The organism is Kribbella capetownensis, from assembly GCF_004331485.1.
In the GTDB taxonomy this organism is placed as follows: Bacteria; Actinomycetota; Actinomycetes; order Propionibacteriales; family Kribbellaceae; genus Kribbella; species Kribbella capetownensis.
The window spans coordinates 48,090-67,683 of the sequence record NZ_SJKD01000019.1 but is presented as its reverse complement, the minus strand read 5'-3'; the positions used below and the strand labels follow the sequence as shown (position 1 = coordinate 67,683).

Sequence of the window (19,594 nt, the reverse complement as noted above, 5' to 3'; positions counted from 1 at the left end):
CTCTCGTCAAGCTCCGCACGCTCACCGGCGACGACCTTGCCGCCGCCGGAACCTCCTACGGTTCCCGGGTCCGCGGCTCCAACGCCGCCGGCACCGACGACAACACCGTCGAGCAGGCCCCGGAAACGACTTCGGCGTCGAGTCCATCCACTCCCCACACCCATCAGCCAGCTGCTGCGCCCACAAGTGAGACCTCGGCGGCCCCGGCACCGATTCAGCCGGCGGCGAAGGGAAACGGCATCAATGGCGTTACCAACGCCGTTGCCCGGTTCCGCCAGGCACAGCGCGAGACCAACGCGATCGCGATCATCAGTGAACTCCGGGTAGCCGGCGCCGCCGGCGTCAGCACCGCCGAGCTCGTCGACCGGCTCGGGCTACCTAAGGCCACCGTCAACCGGCACATCAGAGCGCTCATCGGAGAGGGCCAGGTCGCCCGCGGCGGCGACGGCCGCGCCCGGCTACTTGAAGACGCAGCGTGAGCAGCCACCCTCCCCCGCCCCACAGGCCAGCGGCCGCAAGGAGGCCATCGAATGAGCATCCATACCCACGCCTGCATCGCAGTGCTTTGCGACGGTTGCGGCGACGCCTGGTGGCGTGAGGGCGATGAGTTCGTCGGAGTCCCTCACTATCCGACCGAAGCCGAGGCGTACGACGAGCTGGCCAACGAGCTGGGCTGGCGGATCGAGCCGGGCAAGCAGCTGTGCCCCGACTGCTCCAAGGACGAAGACTGCGCCCGCAACGGCCATCTGATGACGTCGTGGAAGACCTGCTGGTGCCGCGCCAACACCGACACCGCCGAGCCGACCTGCGATCACCTCTGGCGCCAATGCGCGCACTGCGGCGGCGCGTACGAGAGGGTGACCATCACCGATGCGGGCGTCACAGCATGAAAAACCTCTGTGACGTACGGCGCGCCTCCACCGATTCATTTTCGCGAATCGAAAAGGTGTCGCTATGCAGAAGCGGACTGGTCGTGGTCGCCCCGCCAAGGGGAAACGCGGACCGACCATCGCCCTCAAGCTCCCGATCGACCACGCGCCGGTCTATGAGGCCTGCGCGCAGGAGCTGGGCATCCCGGTCGGTGACTTTGTCGCCATGTGCATGGCCCAGATCTTCGCGAACGGCGCGACCAGCAACGCTGAGCGCGCCCACTTCGCGATCCCGGACTACATCACGTCCCAGATCGCGGCCAAGCACGAGCGCGATGCCCAGATGGCACTCGTCGACCAGGAGGGGGCGACGCAGGCGGCCTAACGCCACCCGACAACTCCATACAACGCACGAGGCCCGCCACTAGGACGGGCCTCCTGAAGCCAACCTTCGCGCTCAGCTTGCCGGCGACCGCGCGAGGGCCAACCAACGACACCCCGAAAGGGGTCTCTCGCTGTGTCCAAGGTACGACGTACCCCCCCCATTTCTGCAAGTACCACCGCTGCTTCTCCGGCGAGTCTCACCGTTCACCCCCTGCCAAACCGCATCGTTCGGCACGGCCGGCATGCATCTGCAGCCGCGTCGCAATGGTGGCGCCAGGTGGATTTTCACCACGCCGAGCAGTTGCGCGAGTGGATGGACAAAGACCACCGCCGCTTCCGCAAGAACCTCCCCCGCTGGCACCGGGTCTCCGTCCGCGACGTCACGGCGACCGAGGAGTTCCGGAAGACTCCGGAATACCAGGAAATGCGGGCCGACACCGGCCACGCCTTCGTCTGGGTCTACGACGACCAGAAGAAGTGCCCTAAGGCGGTCCGGAAAGGCACCAGCTCCCGAGCGTGCTGGTCGTCACGAGGCGTCTACCTGCAGGTCTACATAAAGGAGCGGTTGAGGCTCCCCGACGCCGCCGGGATCCTGCGCGCCGAGAACGTCGACCCCGAGACCTTCCTGCACTGGGCCAAGACCGAGTCGATGTGGGCCGACCCACGCACCGGCCGCGGGGTCATCGTGCGGCCCAAGGTGGTGGCCGAGGTGATGAAGGTCGCCACCCGCACCGTCCAGCGCTGCCGCGCTACCGCACGTCTGCTGGGCCTGTACGCCACTGTCTACACCGGCCGCATGCTCAAGGTCGAGGAAGTCTGGCCGCGACGCGACGCTGGTTCGGCGCAGCGGGGCGAGGCAGCCGAATCGGCCTTCGTTATCCCCAAGCTGCTGCGTCGCCTGTGCACAATGTCATACCTACCTAGAGGTGCTGGCCAGGGTCAGATTTCCACCCACAGCAAGCCACAACTAACCCTCAACCCCCAGGGGAAGAAGGAGCAGACTTCGTCTGCCCTCAACGTCAAGACTCGGCGCAAAGCTAAGGCCGCCTACAAACTGGCCTGCCAAGTCCTAGAACGGCTCCCATGGGCCCGTGAGGCCCCCGCGAAGCGTCTGACAGGTCTGCTGCACCGTTTTGCGACAGCCGCTCACCCCTGGACCGCTGAAGACATCGCCAGGCACATCGACACCACCAACAGCCGGCGCGGATGGTCAGCTGTCCACTCCCCTGACGACCTGCGGGCACCGGCGTACGGACTACTGAGCAAGTACCTGCGTGACACCGACCCGGACAATGACCACCCGCGCCTGGACGTGTTCCTCGGCATCGGCGAGCTGACCCCACGCGAGTACGCCGTTCGAGTTGCTCACCAGCAGGTCACAGACCCACGCCGGCTCGAGACCCTGGCCGACCACATCGAGGCCCGAGTCCACCACGCCCGCGGGCAGCGCTGCGACAGACCAGGCTGCTGCGCGTGATCACCGACTGCCGGCTCGCACCGGCTCGCCGTCCGCCCCGCGCGCGCGCGCCTGCGCGTTGACTTCAGGGAGTCGCGGTCAGGTGTGAGCCGAAGCGATCCGACGTTTCCGCAGGTCAGAGCCATACGAGCCCCCGTTTGAGCCTCCCTGAGAGCCGACGGTGGCTCACACCCGAGGTATGAGCCACCGTCTGGGTTGGCTCCACTTGATTCAGACGTTCCACCCGGCGAACAGGTGGGAGGCTCGCGTGCCCCGGCCACGCTGGCTGGCGCGCACGCGGTGTAGGCGGTTCGGGTGTCGGACCTCCGGCCCATCCCCGATCGACTGTCGCAAGAGTCGAGCACCGACAGCGGAAAGACCTCGGGGGCGACACTCCGACACTGTCGCGGCTGTCGCCCGACGCCGAATTGAAGTGTCGCCTCCACGGCTCCACGGCCGCGACACCCGGATGTGTGGCGCGACACTGCACAGATCGGGATTCCGGGTTGGAGGCCCTGTAAGGCGACAGCCGGGCCGGGGGTGGCCCAGTGCCCCGGGGGGCCAGGAACGGGTGCACAGTGGATGCCTGGACCGCTCTGCGGCCACAGGATCGGCTCGACGACCCCTTCGGAGCGGGATTTGGCGGTGTCTGGGCTGTGAACCCGCGACAGCCGTCACTCGACACAACGTCAGCGGAGGTGACTCGGACCAGCGGCGCCGACACTGTCGCAGGTCAGCAGAGTGTGTCGGCACTGTCGGACCCGTGAGCCCGTGACTGTCGCACCCGGCCGTCCGACACCCAGGGCGACACTCAGCCGGACCCAGGCGACAGCGGGCGACAGTGAGCCAGCACCGGCGGACTGTCGGATCAGTGTCGGTGGTGCTGTTTGTAGGCGAGCGCCGCCCGAACCAAGGCACTGCGGCTCGGGGCGGCGTACTTGCTGACGAGATCGTCGAGCACCTTGATATGCGACTCGAGCGCCCACAGGCTGACCTGGACATTCGTAGACCCGCCACGCGTTGTCTGCGGAAGCACGAAGAGACCGCTCGTATCCGGCTGCTGAGCCTTCGCGATGGCCTCGGCCAGCTTGCCTGCACGCTCGACCTGATCGACGGCGCTCAGGACGACATACAACTGCGTCGAACCGACCGCAGCCTTGCGCAGCCACTCCCGCTGACTGGCCGGCATATACACGATGATCATCTTCCGCGCGTCAGAACCGCCGGGCAGTGGCGCAGCGCGATCCACTGGATCTGGCCTGCTCGACTCGGTGGGCTCGGTCTTGACTTCTTCAATGGTCGCCGGAGCGGCGTCGGCCTCGGCCTCGACCGAGGGCGCCGGGTCCTGCGCAGGCACGACCCGGGCCTTAGCTGGCGGGACCGCAGACAGAATGCGCTGCAGATTCTCGCTGCGCTTTGCTGGCGGCGTGAAAACCTGCTCGAGGTGCCGTGGCGGCAGCCCGCCGCTGGGGGGAAGCTTCTCGTTCATGCCGCCGCCTCTCGCTTAGCGATCGCAGCAAAGATCTCTTCGGTGATTCCGGCAAAATCGCTCGCGAGCTTCACCGCCGTACTGGACACAGCTCGCTCGACCTGAGAACCAGCTGCCCGCTGGCGGAGGCGAGCGAAGGTTTCGGCCTGACTCGGGACGAACGTCTCCAGTTCGTGCACGAGCAGCCCCCGATTGCGAGCGTCCGTCGCCGGCACCGCGGCGTGCCGAACGATCGTGCCGAACACCGGAGCCTCTCCCCCGAACGACCGGTGGATGGCGGCGACGGTCTCGTTCCGCAGCACCTTGGCAGCCTCCGGGATGCACACCGCCGCGACGCCCAGGAGCTCGAGGTCCGGATTGTCGTTAGCCCGCGCCTTCGCGAACCGCTGACCCATCAGCTCCATCCCCTTCAAGCTGGAGATATCAGCCTGAGTCGGGATGATCAGGTACCTGGCCGCGGCCAGCGCGACCCTGATCAACTGCTCCTGCCCCGGCGGAAGGTCGAGCACGATCAGGGAGTACTGGTCCGCGATGGGCTGCAGCGCACGCGCCAACGCGTAGACGGCGTCCTCGTCCCTGAGCATGTTGGCTTGAAGCCAGCTGACCAGTGCCTCCGTGTTCGTCGAATCGGCACCCACCAGGTCGAGGTTCTCGCGGACATTCGGATGTGACGGCACAAGAGTCTTACGACGCGCGATCGCCTCGTACAACGACTCCCCAGCGTCCTTGTCCTGACCGACCTGCGTCAGCCCCAGGTCCTCCGACATGTTCCCCTGCGGGTCGAGGTCGACCACCAGAACCCGCATACCGCTGTCGGCCGCCAGGCCGGCGACGTTCGAGGACAGAGTGGTCTTCAGCGACCCGCCCTTGCCATTGCCGAACGCCACAACACGGCTCAGGACGCTGCGTAGTGCGTCAAGCTCCTGCGAATCCATCCCCGGACTCCCCTGCTGGTGAACTGTATGAAGTCATGCCCTAGACCCCATAGTGACCCACCACACCGGTAACTGTCGCGATTACCCCCGCTAGAAGCAACAGCAGCTCGCCACATTGCCAGACATCATCGGACCCCCTCATTGCCTCCCAATGCACTAAGCCAAGCAGTGTTAAGCATGCTGAGCAGATGCTGTCCTCAATGCCTCTACTACTGCACTTAAAGCTGCTATCTCAACAGCGGAGTTCGATGCTATAGAACATGCTGTAGTTACTGCTATGCACAATGCAGTAACTACAGCTATAGTCAGGCTATGACTACCGCCACTGCACACCGAGGCACCGTGCGCGTGACGCTCGACCTTGAGAGCAACCAGCACCGACAGATGAAGCTGTGGTCGGTCGAGAACGGCCCCGGCCTGGCTCTAGCGAAGATCTACCGAGCGTTGTCGGACGAACTTCTCGCCAACCCCGACCTGGCCCATGCCGTCCTGACACGCATCCGCGGCCAGTGAACGACGAAGGCCGCCGCAGACTGCACATCTGCGACGGCCGGTCCCCATCAAATCCTGAGACGAACCGATGGAGAACACCTCAATCATGACTGATTTAGCAACAGACCGTCGCCTGCAGGTCGCTCCGGTGGCCCTGGTCGAGATCCCTGAAGATCCTGCCCAGCTACACGAGCTGGCGCGCAGGGCGTACAAGAAGTCGGTCGCCGACCACCAGCCGTTGAGCGGCAAAGCGCTCGGCGAGATGTTCCGGCGTGGGGAGAGCTGGGGCCGCGGGAAAATTCGCGAATTCCGCGATGAGCAGGTCCAAGGCGACCAGACCCGGGGGAGTGGTCCTGTCCAGGCGGCCGGCGCGGCGCCGGCGCATGCCGAGCGGGACACGGCGCGCCGGCAGGCCAAGAGTGCGGCGACGACTACGACCGCGGAACTGGGTCAGCGCCGCGTCGAGTTGGCGGCAGAGACCGGCCGCGGTGGCCAGCTGGAGGTCCGGGTCGAGCAGCTGCTCGCCGAGGCTTCGGCGCTGGCCCACGGCCGTGACGCCGAGCGAGCTGCTCACCGCGAGGAGGTCGCTGCGCTGCAGGCCGAGCACACGAGAGTCGTCGACGCGATGAAGATCCAGGCAGCCGCGCTGAGCACGGAGCAGGCCCAGCGGCGCCGCAAGGTCGGCATGGTCTTGGTCCTGGTGGCGTGCGCGGCGGCGATGACGACGTCGGGGTGGGGCATGTGGACGTTCCTCAACGATCTAGGCAGGCTGCCGTGGCCGATGGTCACAGCGATGTTCCTGCTGTTCGACGCCGCCGCCGTGGCTTGCGCCTGGCTAGGACGGATCAACCGGCTGCAGAACGGCCGGATGGGCGCCGAGGGCGCCCTTGTATGGGTGTTCGCGGTCCTGTCCGGCGTCGTGTCGGCCAGCGACGCCGACGGCCGCGAGGCCTGGATCCGGTTCCTCGCGCCCATGGTCGCGGCAGTGATGTTCGAGCTACTGATCCGCGGCGAGCGCAGGGACCTGACGAACCACGAAGGCCCTGTGGCCCGGATCCGACGACGTGCCCTGGCTCGGTTCGGGCTGCTGGACGACATCGACCAGGACGACGAGCAGGCCGCCCGGTCGCGCACGGCGGCCCGGCTCGCGACCCTGGCGTACCGGGTGCACCAGACCAAGCCCGACACCGCGGCCCGGCGGCGCGCGGTCGGCCGGTACCACCGGCGCCTCAGGGTCGCCAACGAGCGGATGGGGTTCGCCACCAACGCTGAGATGGTCCGCGACGTGCGGATCCACCTGGACTCGCTCTTCCGCAGCGTGTCCGGCACCAGCGCCGAGGCCGTCACCGACGTCGATGTCTGGAGCACGCCGACGCTGACCGCCCGCGCCCGCACTGCGGGCGGTGAGCAGTGATGCCCGCACCGACTGAAGCCCGGGCCTCACGCCAAGCGGTAGTCCACATCGTGGGGGACTGGCAGCACTGGCTCGACCGGCTCGGACTGAAGGTCCCGCGGGCGCTGTGCGGGGCATACCTGGCCGCTGAGGGACCCGACGACGGCCCTGACCAGGACGCCCCGGTCTGCGACCGGTGCGAACGACGCGCATCGCGCCACTCCCTGGCCGAGCTGGTCAGAGCGCGGTGTGCGAACCGGCGCGCTCGCGCAGCGACTGCGGATCGGTGGGCTGAGGCCGCGACTTTCGAGGATCTGTGTGGGCTGACCGCGCAGTGGCTCGAGGGCGAGCTGGCGTTCCACCCGGGCGGGTACGACGAACCCGACCCGGAGACGACCGAGCTGCTGCCAGTCCTGGCCGACCTGAACCGCATCGGGTTTCTCACCGAGGCCTCGCAGCCCGGCGCCACCGACCCGGGGTACGACGGCGCCGGCTGGCAGCAGCGGGCCGCCGTTCAGGGCTACGTGACCGACGAGACGCTGCGGAGGGTCTTAGCACTCACCGCCCAGACGCACGGGCTGCTGTACGTCGTCCACGACCCGAGCGATCGGATTCGGCAGGACGCGGTCGTTGTGACGACGCGAGCCGGACGGCCATACACCGTCTTCGGCGTCTGGCTGCCGCCCAGCAACACTCGTATGACGTACGGGTCGTGGTGCTCCCGCGAGATAGGAGCTGTGGTGAACCAGGCGCACCAGGTCACCCTGATCGACCCCGAGTGGGGCCGCGAGGACGTGCTGTGGCCAGCCCTCACTGAGCTCCTGCAACCACACGCCGACTGAACAACCCAGACATCAAGACCGAGTGGCGGCCGCCGAGTAGCACGGCGGTCGCCACTCACTGTTGGGCGACCCGCAAGCTCGAGGGTTCCCGCGCCCGGGTGACTCAGCGGGTTACCGACATCGGTGGAGTGGTTCCGGGCGTTACCCCGTGAGCCCAGCAGACCTTCGGGACCAGGCCTGGGGTTCAAGACATGATCCGGCCGGCCCTGGGGCCGGGCTGCGGTGCCGACTTCGTCGGCGCTGCGAAAAGCGTTCTTTCGCCCCCTCCTGGCCACTTCATCATGACCCGACACAACCGGGACGCAACCGCCCACCTACGGCGGCCCCTGCGGGGTTTCAGCGGTTGCACCCCGGCCGCTTACGGGTCCGGACTCCGCTTGCCAGGAGGGGGCGGAAAACAGTCGGCCAACCAAGGCCCGGCGGCCCGTCACCTGGCAGAGGTGGAGCACGTTCGATGGTTGATGTCAGCGCTGAGCAGACATGGGTCGTGCAGGTGATGGACCCGACCGAGCTGGAGCTGGGCGACAACATCTGGGAGGTCAAGCCGGACCCCGAGCTAGTCGCCAGCATCCGGGATGTGGGGGTGCTGGAGCCGGTCACGGCAGTGCGGACCGCCGAGGGCAGGATCAAGGTCAGGCGCGGGGCGCACCGCACGCTGTGCGCGATCGAAGCGGACAAGCCGGTGCCAGTGATCGTGGTGGGTGACGAGGACACGACCACCGAGGCCGAGATCGAGCGGATCGTGTCGCAGCACGCGGAGAACAAGTACCGCCGGGTCATGTTGCCGAGCGAGAACGCGAACGTCGCGGTCCAGCTGAGTGGGCTCGGGCTGAGCGACACCAAGATCGGGAAGCGGCTGCAGATGACGCGGCCGCAGGTGAAGGCGGCCAAGGCGGTTGTGTCGTCGGAGGCTGCGAGCTCCGCGCTCGACCTATACGACCTGGACATCATGCAGGCGGCGTTGGTCGCCGAGTTCGCCGATGACCAGGGACGGGTCGACGAACTGGTGTGGGCCGCACGGAGTGGCCGCAGCCTCGAACACATCGCCGCCAGGTACCGGCAGGCCGACGAGGACCAGGCCGCCCGACGTGCCTACGTCGAAGGTGTTGAGGCTGAAGGGCTGCGGGTCATACAGACCGTGCCGGGCTCGACGGATTCGGTGCGGTACGTCGAGTACCTGACCGATGAGGACGGTTCGCCGGTCGATCCGGAGGCGCATCGCACGTGCCCCGGTCACGCGGTACGCATCGAGCAGTCGATGGTGTGGGTCGCACCGGATGGACAGGTCTTCGACGATGACGACGACGTACCGGACGAGATCCGCGACGAGGTCCACGACGAGTACCGCTGGACGGCGATCCCGGTCTGCGACAAGGCGACCCGTCACGGCTCCGGGAAACCGAGCCAGAACACGCAGCAGGCCGCGGATGCCCGGCAGCAGAAGCGAGAGGACCGCGCCGCCGTCATCACGGGCAACAAGGAGTGGGACGCTGCTGTGGACGTGCGGCGTGAGTGGCTGCGGAACTTTCTCAAGCGCAAGACGATGCCTGCCGGTGCGGTGGCGTTCCTGGCCAGCGAGATGCTGACCGCCCACTACGCGGTCACCGACGCGTTCCGCGACCACCACCCGCTTGCCGCCGATCTGCTCGGCATCACCCCGGCCGACAGCGAGTACGTCGCCGGTCACTGGCGGGACGGAACCACGATGGGCCTTCGGAAGGCGGCCGACGAGGCGAGCGACAAGCGCCGCCTGGTGATCCTGCTCGCGATCGTGCTGGGCGGGAACGAGAAGGCCCTGAACCGGCAGTCCTGGCGCAAGGACCCCTACAACAAGACGTCGGGGTGTGAGCAGCGCGAGTACCTGCAGTTCATCATCGACCAGGGGTACCAGCCGTGCCGCGTCGAGCTACTGGCCGCCGGACTTCCCACCGGTGAAGAGGGCGAGAGCGAACCAGAGGCCGGGGACGACGCCGACCACCAGGCCGAGGGTGACGACGCTGACGAGGGCGAAGGTGAGGCAGACACGGCAGTCTGAGCCGTGTAGCTGATCTGCCGGTGGATCTTTAGCTGCCGTGTGACAGACCGAAGGGCCGGGACACCCGTAATGTCCCGGCCCTTCTTGGTGTCTCCACCCTATCGCTGCCGTGAGTCGGCGGACCGTGTCAGCGGCGGCGGTGTGTCGCGTCCTCGGGCATCGAGCCCTCGGCCGCGAGCTGTCGCGCTGTGGTCCCGCTGGATCTACCGGTTCACCCACGGCACATCCTGATCAGTAGCCAATTACTGCAGGGACGCCGAGCGGCGGTTGACGAGAAGAGCGCCCGGTTGCCGGCAGGACCGGGGCGACGTCTTCGCGGTGGAGACCGGTGATGCGGTGCACGTTGTGCGACCCGATCCGGGCCTGCTCGTACGCCGCATGGGTCAGGTCTGTGAGTCGGCTGCGGGCGGACTCGTATTGGTTGTAGTCGGCGCGGATGTTGGCCGAAGAGAAGGTCCAATCCCTGGCGCTGTCGACGGAGCGGCGGGCTGCCTCGAGGTGTTCCACGGTGACGAACTGCGGCGGCCGTGCGGCGTCGCCAGCGGGGCGCGCGTTGGCCAGGGCGAGGAGGCGCAGCGCGGCGCGGGTGTCGGCGTCGGCTGGGGCGCCGGCCTCTGCAGTGATGCCGCGGAACCGGTCGGCCGGATTGGCCGGCGCCAGGCGAACGACGCTGGTCTTGGAGATGCCGGGGGAGGGTTCGGGATGCCAGGGACGGTGCTCGGTGAGTTGGTCGCGTAGTGACAGGTTCGAGTGCTGCAGAGCGATGCAGTACAGGAGCGGATCGCGGCTGGTGTTGATGATGTCGTGTGGGTCCGTGCCCGGTCGGACCGGTACGGCGTAGTGGTGGTCGTCGCGGCGGCTTCTGGCGACGAAGACGTGCGTGGCGCCGTCGTGTTTGGCGTTGATTGCGATCTGTGCGAGTTCGGTTCGTGTGGGCATCTGCGGCTCCCCAGCGTGGTGACCGATTGGGTGACGGCAGGCGTTGTGTGCCTGCCGGCAGCTGCCGTCAAGCCGGGCCGCCTAGAGGCTCCGCGCAAGCTCCGGAGCGCAAAGTTCTCGGCGAAATAAGAGAGCGCCCGGGCGCTGTTTGCCCGGGCGCTCACGCGTCGAGAAGTTTGTGTGGAAGGGCTTGCGTGGAGGGGGCGGCCTGGTAGGCAGGTCACCACCCGGCACCGCAGGTGCCGGTTACAGCGCGGCCGAAGGCCGCTCCCAATCAGGTAGTGACGTCAGCCGCTGCGGAGGCCGCCTGACTCGATGAGGCGGCCGGGGCAGAGAGAGTAGAGGTGGTCTTCTTGGCCCGTGTCTTGCGGGCCGGCTTCGGTGCGCCGTCACCGAGATCGAACCCGATCGTCGCGAGCTCCTTCTCGGTCCAGCCGGCCTTCAATGCATCGCGCACCCGCAGGTCCGCGGCACGCTTGGCCTCGGCCAGCTGGTCGTCGATGTCGGCGACCTTCTCGGTCGCGTCAATCAGTGCGTGGAGGGACTCGTCCTTGGCGGCAGCCAGCCTTTTCGCTGCTGCGACCAGGTCCTCACGTCGTGTCGTCATGGCCGCAACCCTAGAGGTTGCCGGAGTCAACGACGCCCGGAACCAGCGCCCAGGCCGGACCTTCGCAGCAAACGCCGTTCGATACCGAGCAAGCTATACATTTACGGGCCCGTAAATGGCTTTGATGGTCGACAGGTGACCTGCGACCCGGACAGACTGGGGTCTGTCGCCGCCGGTTCGGCGGGGCGCTGCGCTGGGCTAAACGAGAGGGGAGTGGCCGGGCATGACAACTGCGTTGCCAGGCCGCTCCGGTCGTCGCCGGCGGCAGCCGAACGCGGCTGGTGGCCGGTCGGTGGAGCAGAAGGTCCGGCTCACCGCGGAGGAGGCGGCGGCGTTGCGGTTGAAGGCCCGCCGGCTGGGAGTGTCGGTGCCGCGGCTGCTGGTCGAGTCGGCGCTCGCCGAGCAGGAGACGGCGACCGATCGGCGCGACCTGATGGCTGCGTTGTTCGGGTTGCAGCGCCTCGGCGGGAACATCGCGAACAACGTCAACCAGCTAGCGAAGAAGGCGAACGCCACCGACGAGTTCCCGGAGAATGCGACGCCGGTGCTGGCGCACATTCAGCGGCTGCTGATCCGGATCGACCAGGCGCTGAACCAGCTCGGTACGCCGGGTGGTGGTGCCCGGTGATGCCGAACATCGTGAAGGGCGGCCGGATGGCCGGCCTGCTCGTGTATCTGTGTGGGCCGGGCCGCGCGAACGAGCACACCGAACCCCACCTGGTCGGCGGCGACGGGTTCCTGCAGTCGTGGTACGACGACGCCGAGCTGCACCGCGATTCGGCGCTGGCGATCGCCGGCTACCTGGACAAGCCGCGACGCCTGTACGGCGTCGAGGTCACCGCACCGGCCCGGGACGACTCGGGCCAGGTGGTCGCCCGGAAACCGGCGCATGTGTGGCACTGCTCGCTGGCCTTGGAGCCGGGGGAGGGGCCACTGGGCGACGGACAGTGGCAGGCGATCGCGGCCGACTTCATGGACGCGATGGGCTTCACCGAACTGGGCAGTGGGAAGGCGCCGGCGCGGTGGGCGGCGATCCACCACGGCCTCACCACGGCCGGCGGCGACCACATCCACATCGCGGCGTCGCTGGTGCGAGAAGACGGCACGAAGGTGTCGACGCACATGGACCAGCCGCGGGCACAGAGGGTGTGCAACGACCTCGAGCGCAAGTACGGGCTGCGGGTCTTGGCGTCGCGGGAGACCGGTGCCGGGATGCCCGGTGTGAAACCGGCCGAGCAGCAGCGCGCGGCCCGGCTCGGTCTGCCCGAGCCGGAGCGGTTGACGATCGCCCGGACTGTCCGTGCGTGCGCGGCCGCCTCGGCGACCGAGGCCGAGTTCGTGCGTGCCTGCCGGCACGAGGGCCTGCTGCTGCGGGCCCGGTTCGCCGACGGCCGCGGCGACGTCGTCGTCGGCTACTCGGTCGCGTTGAAGCCGGTCCGCGGGGAGCGGCCGCTGTACTACCGGGGCAGTGGCCTGGCCAAGGACCTAGCGCTGCCGCGGCTGCGGGAGCTGTGGCCGTCGACGCCGGAGCTCGCGGCCGAGGCGGTGGCCGAATGGACCGCGGCCAAACGCGGCCGCCGCACCCCTGGTGGCACCAGCCGACCCCGTACGTCGATGCCCGCGGGGACGTGGGAGGAGCAGGCCAACGAGGTCGCCGAGCTGCGCGAGCAGCTGCGCAGCGTGCCGCTCGACGACCGACACAGCTGGGCGGTGGTCGCCCGGCAGGCGGCCGGGGTGTTCGCGGCCTGGTCGCGCCGTACCGAGCACACGCCAGGGCCGCTGGCCGCGACCGCCGACGCACTCGCCCGCAGCGCACAGATGCGGTACCGGCAGCCCCGCCCGAAGCACACCCAGCCAGCCGCGCTGACCGGAACCGCGATGCTGCTGATGCACGCCAGCAAGACCGGCCCGGCCGCCGACCTGGTGCTGCTGCGGCAGCTGGCGAACACGCTGAAGGCGGTCCACGACGCACACGTCGCCCGCGGCGAACTGAAGCAAGCGCTGGTCCTGGAGAGCACCGTCCGCGGCCAGCTCGCCCAGATCCTGCAGACCACCCCCGCCGCCGTACCGATGCCGGCGGCATCACCGGCCAACGACACCGCCCAGACGGCGGCGCCAGAGGACAAGACGGCGCCGGTGCAGCAGACCGGGCAGCCATCACAGGCACCAGGGCAGTCCGCCGCGACCGCCGCAGTGTCAGCCGCGATCGGCCCGGAAGACGCCGCCACGTGGCGCAACGACCCAGCCTGGCCGGCGCTCGAACAACGCATCGTCGAGCTGGCCGGTCAAGGACTGGACCCGGTCGGCACGCTCCGCCAGGCGCACGCGATGCGCAGTCTCGACACCGCCGAATCCGCCGTGCAGGTGATGACGTGGCGCATTGACAAACTCGTCCACACCGGCGACGCCCCGGCGGCATCGACGGCCGCGGATCCAGACCTCGCGGCCGCGCTCGAAGCACTCGGCGCGGCGAGCGGACAGGCGCCACAACAGGCGGTCACATCGCCGCTGCCCAACCCGCTCCCCGCGCCCGCAACGACCGGACCAGCGGGTGCGCGAACCCGACCATCCACCACCCCGGCCGCGTCCTCGAGCGCGGACTCTGAGATCGGAGACTGAGGTCCTGATGGAGCACAGCGACGGCATCGACGAGGAACTGGCAGCGCTGGTGCGGATGGCAGTCGCCCAAGCCACGCTGCTGCTCGAACAGATCGCGCGGGTCCGCGAACGCCAGGCCCGAATCGACGAAGCGCAAGCGGCTCAACGGAGCGCCGAAGACCAGCGCCGGATCGACGCCGAGCTGGCCGCCATGCGCGCCCAGGTCCAGCCCGTCCTGCGCGACGACTGGTGGAAGCACGCGACCCCGGAACGCATCGGTACGACGTACGAGACAGCCGCCGCGTTCGAGCCGTACGACACGGTCGCGCGCCAGGCGGCCGAGCGGATCCGCGACCAGGTCCGCGAACGGTACGGTGTCGCCGTCGACACGCTCGCCCGCGAAGCGCACGGGGCCCGGACGGCCCGCGAAACCGCGGTCGGCAAAGCCCTCGACGACATGACCCCGGACGAACGGCGAGTGTCATACCTGGACGCCCAGCGCGCCCTCGCCGCGGCCGACCCGGAACTGTCCGAACGGATCGGGCTGCAGGTCCTCGAAGCCAGGACCGAGGCCGAGAGCATCACGGCCCAGAACGAGGCGATCGAAGCACGCCGGCGCCTCCTCACAGCGCAGTCCGCTGACCAGCACGGGCCGCAGAAGGTGCCGCTGGCCGAGGCAGAACTGGCCGCCGCCGCAGCCGCCGACCGGACAGCGGTGGAACACGCCGCGCGCGTCGACGCCCGGGTCACCCAGATGCACCACCAGGCCGACAGCGCCCGCGCCACCCGGATCATCGAAGAGCTCAAGATCGACGTCGACCAGGCGCTCGCCGAGTACGACAACCCCCGGCGCCGCGACCGAGTCCAGGCATCCCTGCAGGCGACCGGTACCGATGCCGACGCGGTCGAAGGGCGCATGCTCGACGACATCAGCAACGCGCTGCCGCCCAGCGCTGCGGTTAGCCGACGCCGGCACCCGCGCGCCCGGACAACACGGCCCGGACAGGGAGCAGCACGCGACCTCGAGCACGGCCGCTGACAGTAGGGTCCCGAGATGCCTCCCGCACCGAACAGCCGCTTCCTCACCCTCGACGACGTCGCCGAGGAACTGAACACCAGCCAGAACCAGATCTACGCACTTGTCCGGCAAGGAAAGCTCGCCGCGATCAAGATCGGTGGCCGCGGTCAGTGGCGCGTCGGACGCGACGACTTGGAGCAGTACATTGAGCGCGCGTACGACGAGACGCGGCAGTTCATCAAGGACAACCCCTACCAAGCCGCGGAATCAGAGACCGCCTGGCCCAATAGTCCGGATGAGGTGAGCGAGCTGGCCGCCATGTCGAACCCGCTTCCACCGAGAGCTGCTGTCACCGGAACCGGAACAACCGATGCGGTCAGCCCAGGCAACAGCGGCCAACTCGACAGCGCCGAGCCGGAACTGTGAATATCCAGCCCCACGCCTGACCCGAGGAGTTCGCCCGCGCCGGACCGGTACCCCAGAGCCCGACGTACCGAGTTGTTGTCGTGGCTCTGCAATTCGCGGGGAGTTCGAGGACCCCGCGTCGTCCAGTCGTGGCAAGGGCCAATGCCGTCGGCGCGATGAGAGCCACCACCGGCGCGCCCGGGCACCGGAGCCCGAAAACCCGTTTCCGGTGTGACCTGCGCAAACGTCGTACCCGACCAGACCCTCTGCCCGCACCACACTGATACGCATGGCGTTCAAGAGATCTTCCGCATGGCGGCGCCCGACTCGCCAGCTCTCTACCTGGGCGTCGGTCGCGGCAACGCTGGGCTCGGTGATCAGCGGCAGCATTGGCGCAGTGGCCATCTTCATGACCGACAACGAGGTTGGTACGGCAGCGGCCTGGGCGTCCGGGATCTTCTTCGCCGTGGTCGCGCTGACCGGCCAGGTTCCACGGGTCAAGGTGGGCGACAACGAGATCGATCCACGGTCCTACGCCCTTGGAGCGGTCGGGGGAGCGGAGGCAGCCGCGGGCGCCGCCGGCGAGGCAGCCGCAACGTCGGCCGATCCGGACGACGTCGTCGCCGCCGCCGAGCAGATCGCCCGGCGGCTGAAGTCGATCAACCTGCAACCCGGACCCGACGACCTGTGGAACAACCTGACTGTTACCGACGGGACCCTGGTGGACTACCTGAAGCAGAGTCCCGGTTTCGCCCAGTACCTCGCCGATCGTGCCGAGGAAACCAACATGGAGATCCGCTGGCAAGACGATCAGCGGCGCCGAGCGCACGGTGCATCCGCGGATCACCCCGCCGATCCAGGCGCGAACGCACCGAAGCCGGAAAACCCGTCTTCGGTGTGACCAGCGGAAAGTGACGCCACGCCGGATATCGGCGTGGCCGTCGTCATGGCGATTATGTGGGCAGCATGCAACTCTTGACTGTGCCGAGATGGAGGTGGTTGCCGTGAGGCGAGTTCCGGTACCCACCCAGGGCGCGAGTCTCGAAGCCCTAGTTCGCGATCCGGATGGCTATCTGTCGAACGTGCGTGACGAGGTTCGAGGAGAGGCAGCGGAGGACGCTGACCGTCTCGTCTCACGCCTCCGGAGCGTCTCGAGCATCATGTTCGACGCCGTCCCGACGCTGATCTCCATGTTCGTCAGGATCCTGGTGGGAGGGCACCGAGAGTAGCGGCGTAGAGCTGCCCGATCAGGGCTGCGGTGTTTACGTCCTGGAGGAGGAACGCGTCGGTGTCGCTCGACTCGACGGTGAGTACGCCGTACGGCCGGGAGCCGGCGACCGGCACGATGATGTTGGCCTCGCTCCAGCCGGTGGTGGGAGCCTCTGGGTCGCCGGCGACCCAGTACTTGGCCTCGGACTTGTCGAGGGCGTCGAAGGCGGGCGCGGCGATCGGGTCGCCCTCCTTCAGGACGTGGCCAGCATCGCCTCCCCAGCATTTCACCGGCTGAAGGACCCGTTTGCCCCCACCGTCCCTAGTCAGCTCGTAGTAGCGGGCTACTGGTTCGGCGGCTCCGGTTGCGAGCTTGCACAGTACGGCCAGGACGGCGGTTCGAGTTTCGCCGGGCAGGTGCCTTCGCTGGGGGGAGTTCGCGCGGAGGTGCGTGGCCGAGTTGACCGCATCGACCAGGGGGCGCAACACCGCCTGGCTCAGCTCCAACTGGCGCTGCTGCTGAGCCGTGATCGCCGCCCGCACCCTTTCGGCGGCCGCGGTTTCGTACGCCGCGACCAACGCGAGGCCAACCACCGATAGGAAAGTGAGACCGGCACCGATCCCCGCCAGCAGGCCCTTGGTGGAGACGTCCAGGATCCACCAGTCGATCTGGCCCTGGGCGTCGTCGGCCTTGATCTGGAGCCAGTACCCCACAGCCGCCGCAACACCGGCGAGCGGGATCCACAGGAAGAGCCGCTTCGGGAAGCGGGAGGGCTTGGGAGAGCCAGCACTTGTCACGACAGACCTCGTGTCCTGCAGGCCCGATCTGCGTGGACGAGGATCGTGATCGTGCTCAGTGATCGCCGTATTGTCCCGGACAGCACGATTCGGGCTCCCGCGCGCACATTTTCTGAACGCCGCGAGGCATCGAGCTGTCTCCCCGTGCAGAGACCGACTATACCGGGAGACAGCGGCGGGGCGATCACTTCACGGTGGGTGTTGGGGCGAACGGTGGCTCGCCGGTCACGACCATCGCGGCGACGGTACGCAGCTTGATGTTGTTGTCCTGCGAGTATTTCTTGAGGATCTGGAACGCCGCATCCCCATCGATCCCGTAGCGCTCGATCAGTCGGCCCATCGCCATGCCGATGAGCTTCCGCGCGTCGACTGCCTGCGCCATGCTCTCCTCGTGCCGGCTGGCGGCCAAAGCAACGGACGCGTGCCCGATCAGGAGCGGAGCCGCTTCCCGGGCGCGCTGCCCGAACGCGTTCGGCTCAGGGTGGAAGAACTCGAGGACGCCGAGCGGTCCCCAAGGCCGCGGACGGTCCGGGTCCTGTGGACGCGGTAGCCGGAGAGCGAGGGCACTGCCGATCCCGAGCTCGGTTGCCTTGGCGGCCCAAGATGGCCATGGACTGTCGGACGCCACGTCCGGAACCAGGACGAACTCCTCACCACTGTCCGCCGTCCAGCCCGGCCCCTCACCCAACTGCAGCTCGTCAAGCTGCACCTGCTTAACCAGGTCGTCCCCGGGGTCCATCAGTTCCAGTCCCACCTGACGGTTCGACCGTATGTGAACGAGCAGGCCGGCGTGCCGGCTACCGATCACCTCGCGGGCCATGTGCAACAGCACCGTGCAGGTCTCTTCGAAGCCTGGTGTGTCGTACAGCTTGTACGACAACGCGAGGAAGCGTTCGACAAGGCGCTGGTACTCCTTGCCGTCGTGTTCGTCCGTGGTCACCATGCCTTACTCCTGCGGGAATTCTGTCGTCGGCGTCGGGACAGTGGGGAGCTCGAGCTCGTCCAGAGTCTGGAGCAGCTTGCCGGGTTCGAGGCCCCGGTTGTTGGTCGTACGGCGTTCGGCCTCAGCTAGGAGGTCAGCCTGGATCTGCCACATCGCCGTCATCGTCTTGCCGGACCCCTGCTTGCTCAGTACGGACCGGCTCGGCCGTACCGTCTCCTTCCACGTACTGAGCTCACCGTCGTTGTGCAGGCGCTGTTCGCCGGCGCCAAGCAGTGCGCGTGCGACGTGGAGCCGGGCATACGCGTCAGCGGTCGACCCGGCCATCACCTGCAGGGTGAAGTTCTCCAGGGCGGTCGCCGACTTCTGGTCAGCGTCGAGACGGTCGCGGACCTGGCGTAGCTCGTCCTGCTCCTTCTGCGTCGCGTCGAGCGATCCGGCGAACTGATAGAGCCGGCCCACACTCGGGACTCGCCGGCCGGAGAACCAGTCCGCGAGCGTGCTGCGCGGGACGCCGGTCACCTGCTCAAGCGCACGGAGCGTGTGACGCTTCTTCCGGTTGCTGAAGGCCCGCAGGTGGTCACCGAAACCCTTCGGGGTGGTGATGTGGTGCAGCGCACTGGCGAGGTCGACCCCGGGATCGCCGGCGTCGGCCCGTATGGCGTCGTTCGTGGCGATCCACAGCTGCTCCCAGAGCCGGAGTACCGGTGGATGGGTGACCCCGCACGCGACCAGGTACGCCCGTACGACGAGCCAACTGGCCAGCACGTCTCCGCTCGCCGCACGCACCATGTGCGCGTGCGAGTACGGCGTACGGGCGGCGAGCTCACGGTAGGTGAGCCGGGCGCGCGTGCGCTGCTGGCGCAGCCGAGCGGCGAACCAGACGACCGGCCCGCCGTCCGGGTCGAGGTCCTTCTCCTTGCGCGGCATCAGACCGCCTTGCCGCGATCGCCAGCGATCGCGGCAGCGCCCAGGGATACGAAGGCACCGGCCACCACCAAGTCGGCCCCGACCTTCAGCTGCATTTCGGGTACAGCGAGCACTGGTGTGCCCCTTTCGAGCGAGCGACCGGCCACCGGTCTTGGTCTTCTCCGCCGACGGCGGAGCGTGGAGTGTCTGGCCGGGAGCTGCCGTCCGGGTGGTTGCACCCACTGAATCCGAACGATGTAACTACCTGCCGAAGAA

The 19,594-nt window shown here is 68.1% G+C and carries 20 protein-coding genes; 13 read left to right on the top strand and 7 right to left on the bottom strand.

Annotated elements, in window-relative coordinates; all coding sequences use genetic code 11:
- The 4 genes from E0H75_RS42445 to E0H75_RS42430 all read left to right on the top strand — a co-directional run.
- The coding region (locus E0H75_RS42445) for a winged helix-turn-helix domain-containing protein (RefSeq protein ID WP_131519405.1) at positions 1 to 479 on the top strand (479 nt) is incomplete at its 5' end.
- Between the two features lie 51 nt (positions 480 to 530).
- Positions 531 to 890, top strand: a complete 360-nt coding sequence (locus E0H75_RS42440; RefSeq protein ID WP_131519404.1) for a hypothetical protein — start codon at positions 531 to 533, stop codon at positions 888 to 890.
- A gap of 64 nt (positions 891 to 954) precedes the next feature.
- Positions 955 to 1,254 carry a hypothetical protein gene (locus tag E0H75_RS42435; protein WP_131519403.1) on the top strand — a complete coding sequence of 100 codons (300 nt, stop codon included), beginning with the start codon at positions 955 to 957 and terminating at the stop codon, positions 1,252 to 1,254.
- A 276-nt stretch (positions 1,255 to 1,530) separates the two neighbouring features.
- Positions 1,531 to 2,730, top strand: a complete 1,200-nt coding sequence (locus E0H75_RS42430) for a hypothetical protein (RefSeq protein WP_131519402.1) — start codon at positions 1,531 to 1,533, stop codon at positions 2,728 to 2,730.
- Between the two features lie 847 nt (positions 2,731 to 3,577).
- On the opposite strand, the gene E0H75_RS42425 is transcribed toward E0H75_RS42430, so the two are convergent.
- On the bottom strand, positions 3,578 to 4,198 hold the full coding sequence (locus E0H75_RS42425; protein ID WP_131519401.1) for a hypothetical protein: 621 nt from the start codon (positions 4,196 to 4,198) through the stop codon (positions 3,578 to 3,580).
- Entirely contained in the window at positions 4,195 to 5,133 is a 939-nt protein-coding gene (locus tag E0H75_RS42420) for a ParA family protein (RefSeq protein ID WP_131519400.1), read from the bottom strand. Before E0H75_RS42420 ends, E0H75_RS42425 begins: the two co-directional genes overlap by 4 nt.
- A gap of 312 nt (positions 5,134 to 5,445) precedes the next feature.
- Between E0H75_RS42420 and E0H75_RS42415 the strand changes: the two genes are divergently transcribed.
- The 4 genes from E0H75_RS42415 to E0H75_RS42400 all read left to right on the top strand — a co-directional run bounded on the left by E0H75_RS42415 (position 5,446) and on the right by E0H75_RS42400 (position 9,895).
- On the top strand, positions 5,446 to 5,646 hold the full coding sequence (locus E0H75_RS42415) for a hypothetical protein (protein ID WP_131519399.1): 201 nt from the start codon (positions 5,446 to 5,448) through the stop codon (positions 5,644 to 5,646).
- 85 nt (positions 5,647 to 5,731) lie between these two features.
- Entirely contained in the window at positions 5,732 to 7,039 is a 1,308-nt protein-coding gene (locus E0H75_RS42410; protein ID WP_131519398.1) for a hypothetical protein, read from the top strand.
- A complete protein-coding gene (locus tag E0H75_RS42405; protein WP_131519397.1) occupies positions 7,039 to 7,860 on the top strand; it encodes a DUF6919 domain-containing protein in 822 nt (273 codons plus the stop codon). Before E0H75_RS42410 ends, E0H75_RS42405 begins: the two co-directional genes overlap by 1 nt.
- A gap of 454 nt (positions 7,861 to 8,314) precedes the next feature.
- Positions 8,315 to 9,895, top strand: coding sequence for a ParB/RepB/Spo0J family partition protein (locus tag E0H75_RS42400; RefSeq protein ID WP_131519396.1), 1,581 nt, complete (start codon positions 8,315 to 8,317; stop codon positions 9,893 to 9,895).
- 231 nt (positions 9,896 to 10,126) lie between these two features.
- On the opposite strand, the gene E0H75_RS42395 is transcribed toward E0H75_RS42400, so the two are convergent.
- Entirely contained in the window at positions 10,127 to 10,834 is a 708-nt protein-coding gene (locus E0H75_RS42395; RefSeq protein ID WP_131519395.1) for a hypothetical protein, read from the bottom strand.
- A 274-nt stretch (positions 10,835 to 11,108) separates the two neighbouring features.
- Positions 11,109 to 11,441, bottom strand: coding sequence for a hypothetical protein (locus tag E0H75_RS42390; RefSeq protein ID WP_131519394.1), 333 nt, complete (start codon positions 11,439 to 11,441; stop codon positions 11,109 to 11,111).
- Between the two features lie 223 nt (positions 11,442 to 11,664).
- Between E0H75_RS42390 and E0H75_RS42385 the strand changes: the two genes are divergently transcribed.
- From E0H75_RS42385 to E0H75_RS42365, 5 genes are all read left to right on the top strand, one after another.
- The gene (locus E0H75_RS42385) at positions 11,665 to 12,069 is read left to right on the top strand and encodes a plasmid mobilization protein (RefSeq protein WP_131519393.1); all 405 of its coding nucleotides are present in this window, start codon (positions 11,665 to 11,667) and stop codon (positions 12,067 to 12,069) included.
- The gene (locus E0H75_RS42380; RefSeq protein WP_131519392.1) at positions 12,069 to 14,060 is read left to right on the top strand and encodes a relaxase/mobilization nuclease domain-containing protein; all 1,992 of its coding nucleotides are present in this window, start codon (positions 12,069 to 12,071) and stop codon (positions 14,058 to 14,060) included. The genes E0H75_RS42385 and E0H75_RS42380 overlap by 1 nt, the downstream gene beginning before the upstream one ends.
- Positions 14,061 to 14,067: 7 nt before the next feature.
- Positions 14,068 to 15,078, top strand: a complete 1,011-nt coding sequence (locus E0H75_RS42375) for a hypothetical protein (protein ID WP_131519391.1) — start codon at positions 14,068 to 14,070, stop codon at positions 15,076 to 15,078.
- A 15-nt stretch (positions 15,079 to 15,093) separates the two neighbouring features.
- On the top strand, positions 15,094 to 15,483 hold the full coding sequence (locus E0H75_RS44885; RefSeq protein WP_131519390.1) for a helix-turn-helix domain-containing protein: 390 nt from the start codon (positions 15,094 to 15,096) through the stop codon (positions 15,481 to 15,483).
- Between the two features lie 268 nt (positions 15,484 to 15,751).
- Complete coding sequence (locus tag E0H75_RS42365; RefSeq protein WP_131519389.1) at positions 15,752 to 16,363, top strand: hypothetical protein; 612 nt, start codon at positions 15,752 to 15,754, stop codon at positions 16,361 to 16,363.
- Positions 16,364 to 16,659: 296 nt separating this feature from the next.
- Here the strand turns inward: E0H75_RS42365 and E0H75_RS42360 are convergent, their stop codons facing one another.
- From E0H75_RS42360 to E0H75_RS42350, 3 genes are all read right to left on the bottom strand, one after another.
- A complete protein-coding gene (locus tag E0H75_RS42360) occupies positions 16,660 to 17,469 on the bottom strand; it encodes a hypothetical protein (RefSeq protein WP_131519388.1) in 810 nt (269 codons plus the stop codon).
- A 184-nt stretch (positions 17,470 to 17,653) separates the two neighbouring features.
- Positions 17,654 to 18,412, bottom strand: coding sequence for a GAF and ANTAR domain-containing protein (locus E0H75_RS42355; protein ID WP_131519387.1), 759 nt, complete (start codon positions 18,410 to 18,412; stop codon positions 17,654 to 17,656).
- Between the two features lie 3 nt (positions 18,413 to 18,415).
- The gene (locus E0H75_RS42350) at positions 18,416 to 19,339 is read right to left on the bottom strand and encodes a helix-turn-helix domain-containing protein (RefSeq protein WP_131519386.1); all 924 of its coding nucleotides are present in this window, start codon (positions 19,337 to 19,339) and stop codon (positions 18,416 to 18,418) included.
- Positions 19,340 to 19,594 lie beyond the last annotated feature (255 nt).

Bases quoted from the DNA above. Each gene is read 5' to 3' on its own strand.
- E0H75_RS42440 (WP_131519404.1), top strand. From the start codon at position 531: ATGAGCATCCATACCCACGCCTGCATCGCAGTGCTTTGCGACGGTTGC.
- E0H75_RS42435 (WP_131519403.1), top strand. From the start codon at position 955: ATGCAGAAGCGGACTGGTCGTGGTCGCCCCGCCAAGGGGAAACGCGGA.
- E0H75_RS42425 (WP_131519401.1), bottom strand. From the start codon at position 4,198: ATGAACGAGAAGCTTCCCCCCAGCGGCGGGCTGCCGCCACGGCACCTC.
- E0H75_RS42420 (WP_131519400.1), bottom strand. From the start codon at position 5,133: ATGGATTCGCAGGAGCTTGACGCACTACGCAGCGTCCTGAGCCGTGTT.
- E0H75_RS42415 (WP_131519399.1), top strand. From the start codon at position 5,446: ATGACTACCGCCACTGCACACCGAGGCACCGTGCGCGTGACGCTCGAC.
- E0H75_RS42410 (WP_131519398.1), top strand. From the start codon at position 5,732: ATGACTGATTTAGCAACAGACCGTCGCCTGCAGGTCGCTCCGGTGGCC.
- E0H75_RS42405 (WP_131519397.1), top strand. From the start codon at position 7,039: ATGCCCGCACCGACTGAAGCCCGGGCCTCACGCCAAGCGGTAGTCCAC.
- E0H75_RS42400 (WP_131519396.1), top strand. From the start codon at position 8,315: ATGGTTGATGTCAGCGCTGAGCAGACATGGGTCGTGCAGGTGATGGAC.
- E0H75_RS42395 (WP_131519395.1), bottom strand. From the start codon at position 10,834: ATGCCCACACGAACCGAACTCGCACAGATCGCAATCAACGCCAAACAC.
- E0H75_RS42390 (WP_131519394.1), bottom strand. From the start codon at position 11,441: ATGACGACACGACGTGAGGACCTGGTCGCAGCAGCGAAAAGGCTGGCT.
- E0H75_RS42385 (WP_131519393.1), top strand. From the start codon at position 11,665: ATGACAACTGCGTTGCCAGGCCGCTCCGGTCGTCGCCGGCGGCAGCCG.
- E0H75_RS42380 (WP_131519392.1), top strand. From the start codon at position 12,069: ATGCCGAACATCGTGAAGGGCGGCCGGATGGCCGGCCTGCTCGTGTAT.
- E0H75_RS42375 (WP_131519391.1), top strand. From the start codon at position 14,068: ATGGAGCACAGCGACGGCATCGACGAGGAACTGGCAGCGCTGGTGCGG.
- E0H75_RS44885 (WP_131519390.1), top strand. From the start codon at position 15,094: ATGCCTCCCGCACCGAACAGCCGCTTCCTCACCCTCGACGACGTCGCC.
- E0H75_RS42365 (WP_131519389.1), top strand. From the start codon at position 15,752: ATGGCGTTCAAGAGATCTTCCGCATGGCGGCGCCCGACTCGCCAGCTC.
- E0H75_RS42355 (WP_131519387.1), bottom strand. From the start codon at position 18,412: ATGGTGACCACGGACGAACACGACGGCAAGGAGTACCAGCGCCTTGTC.
- E0H75_RS42350 (WP_131519386.1), bottom strand. From the start codon at position 19,339: ATGCCGCGCAAGGAGAAGGACCTCGACCCGGACGGCGGGCCGGTCGTC.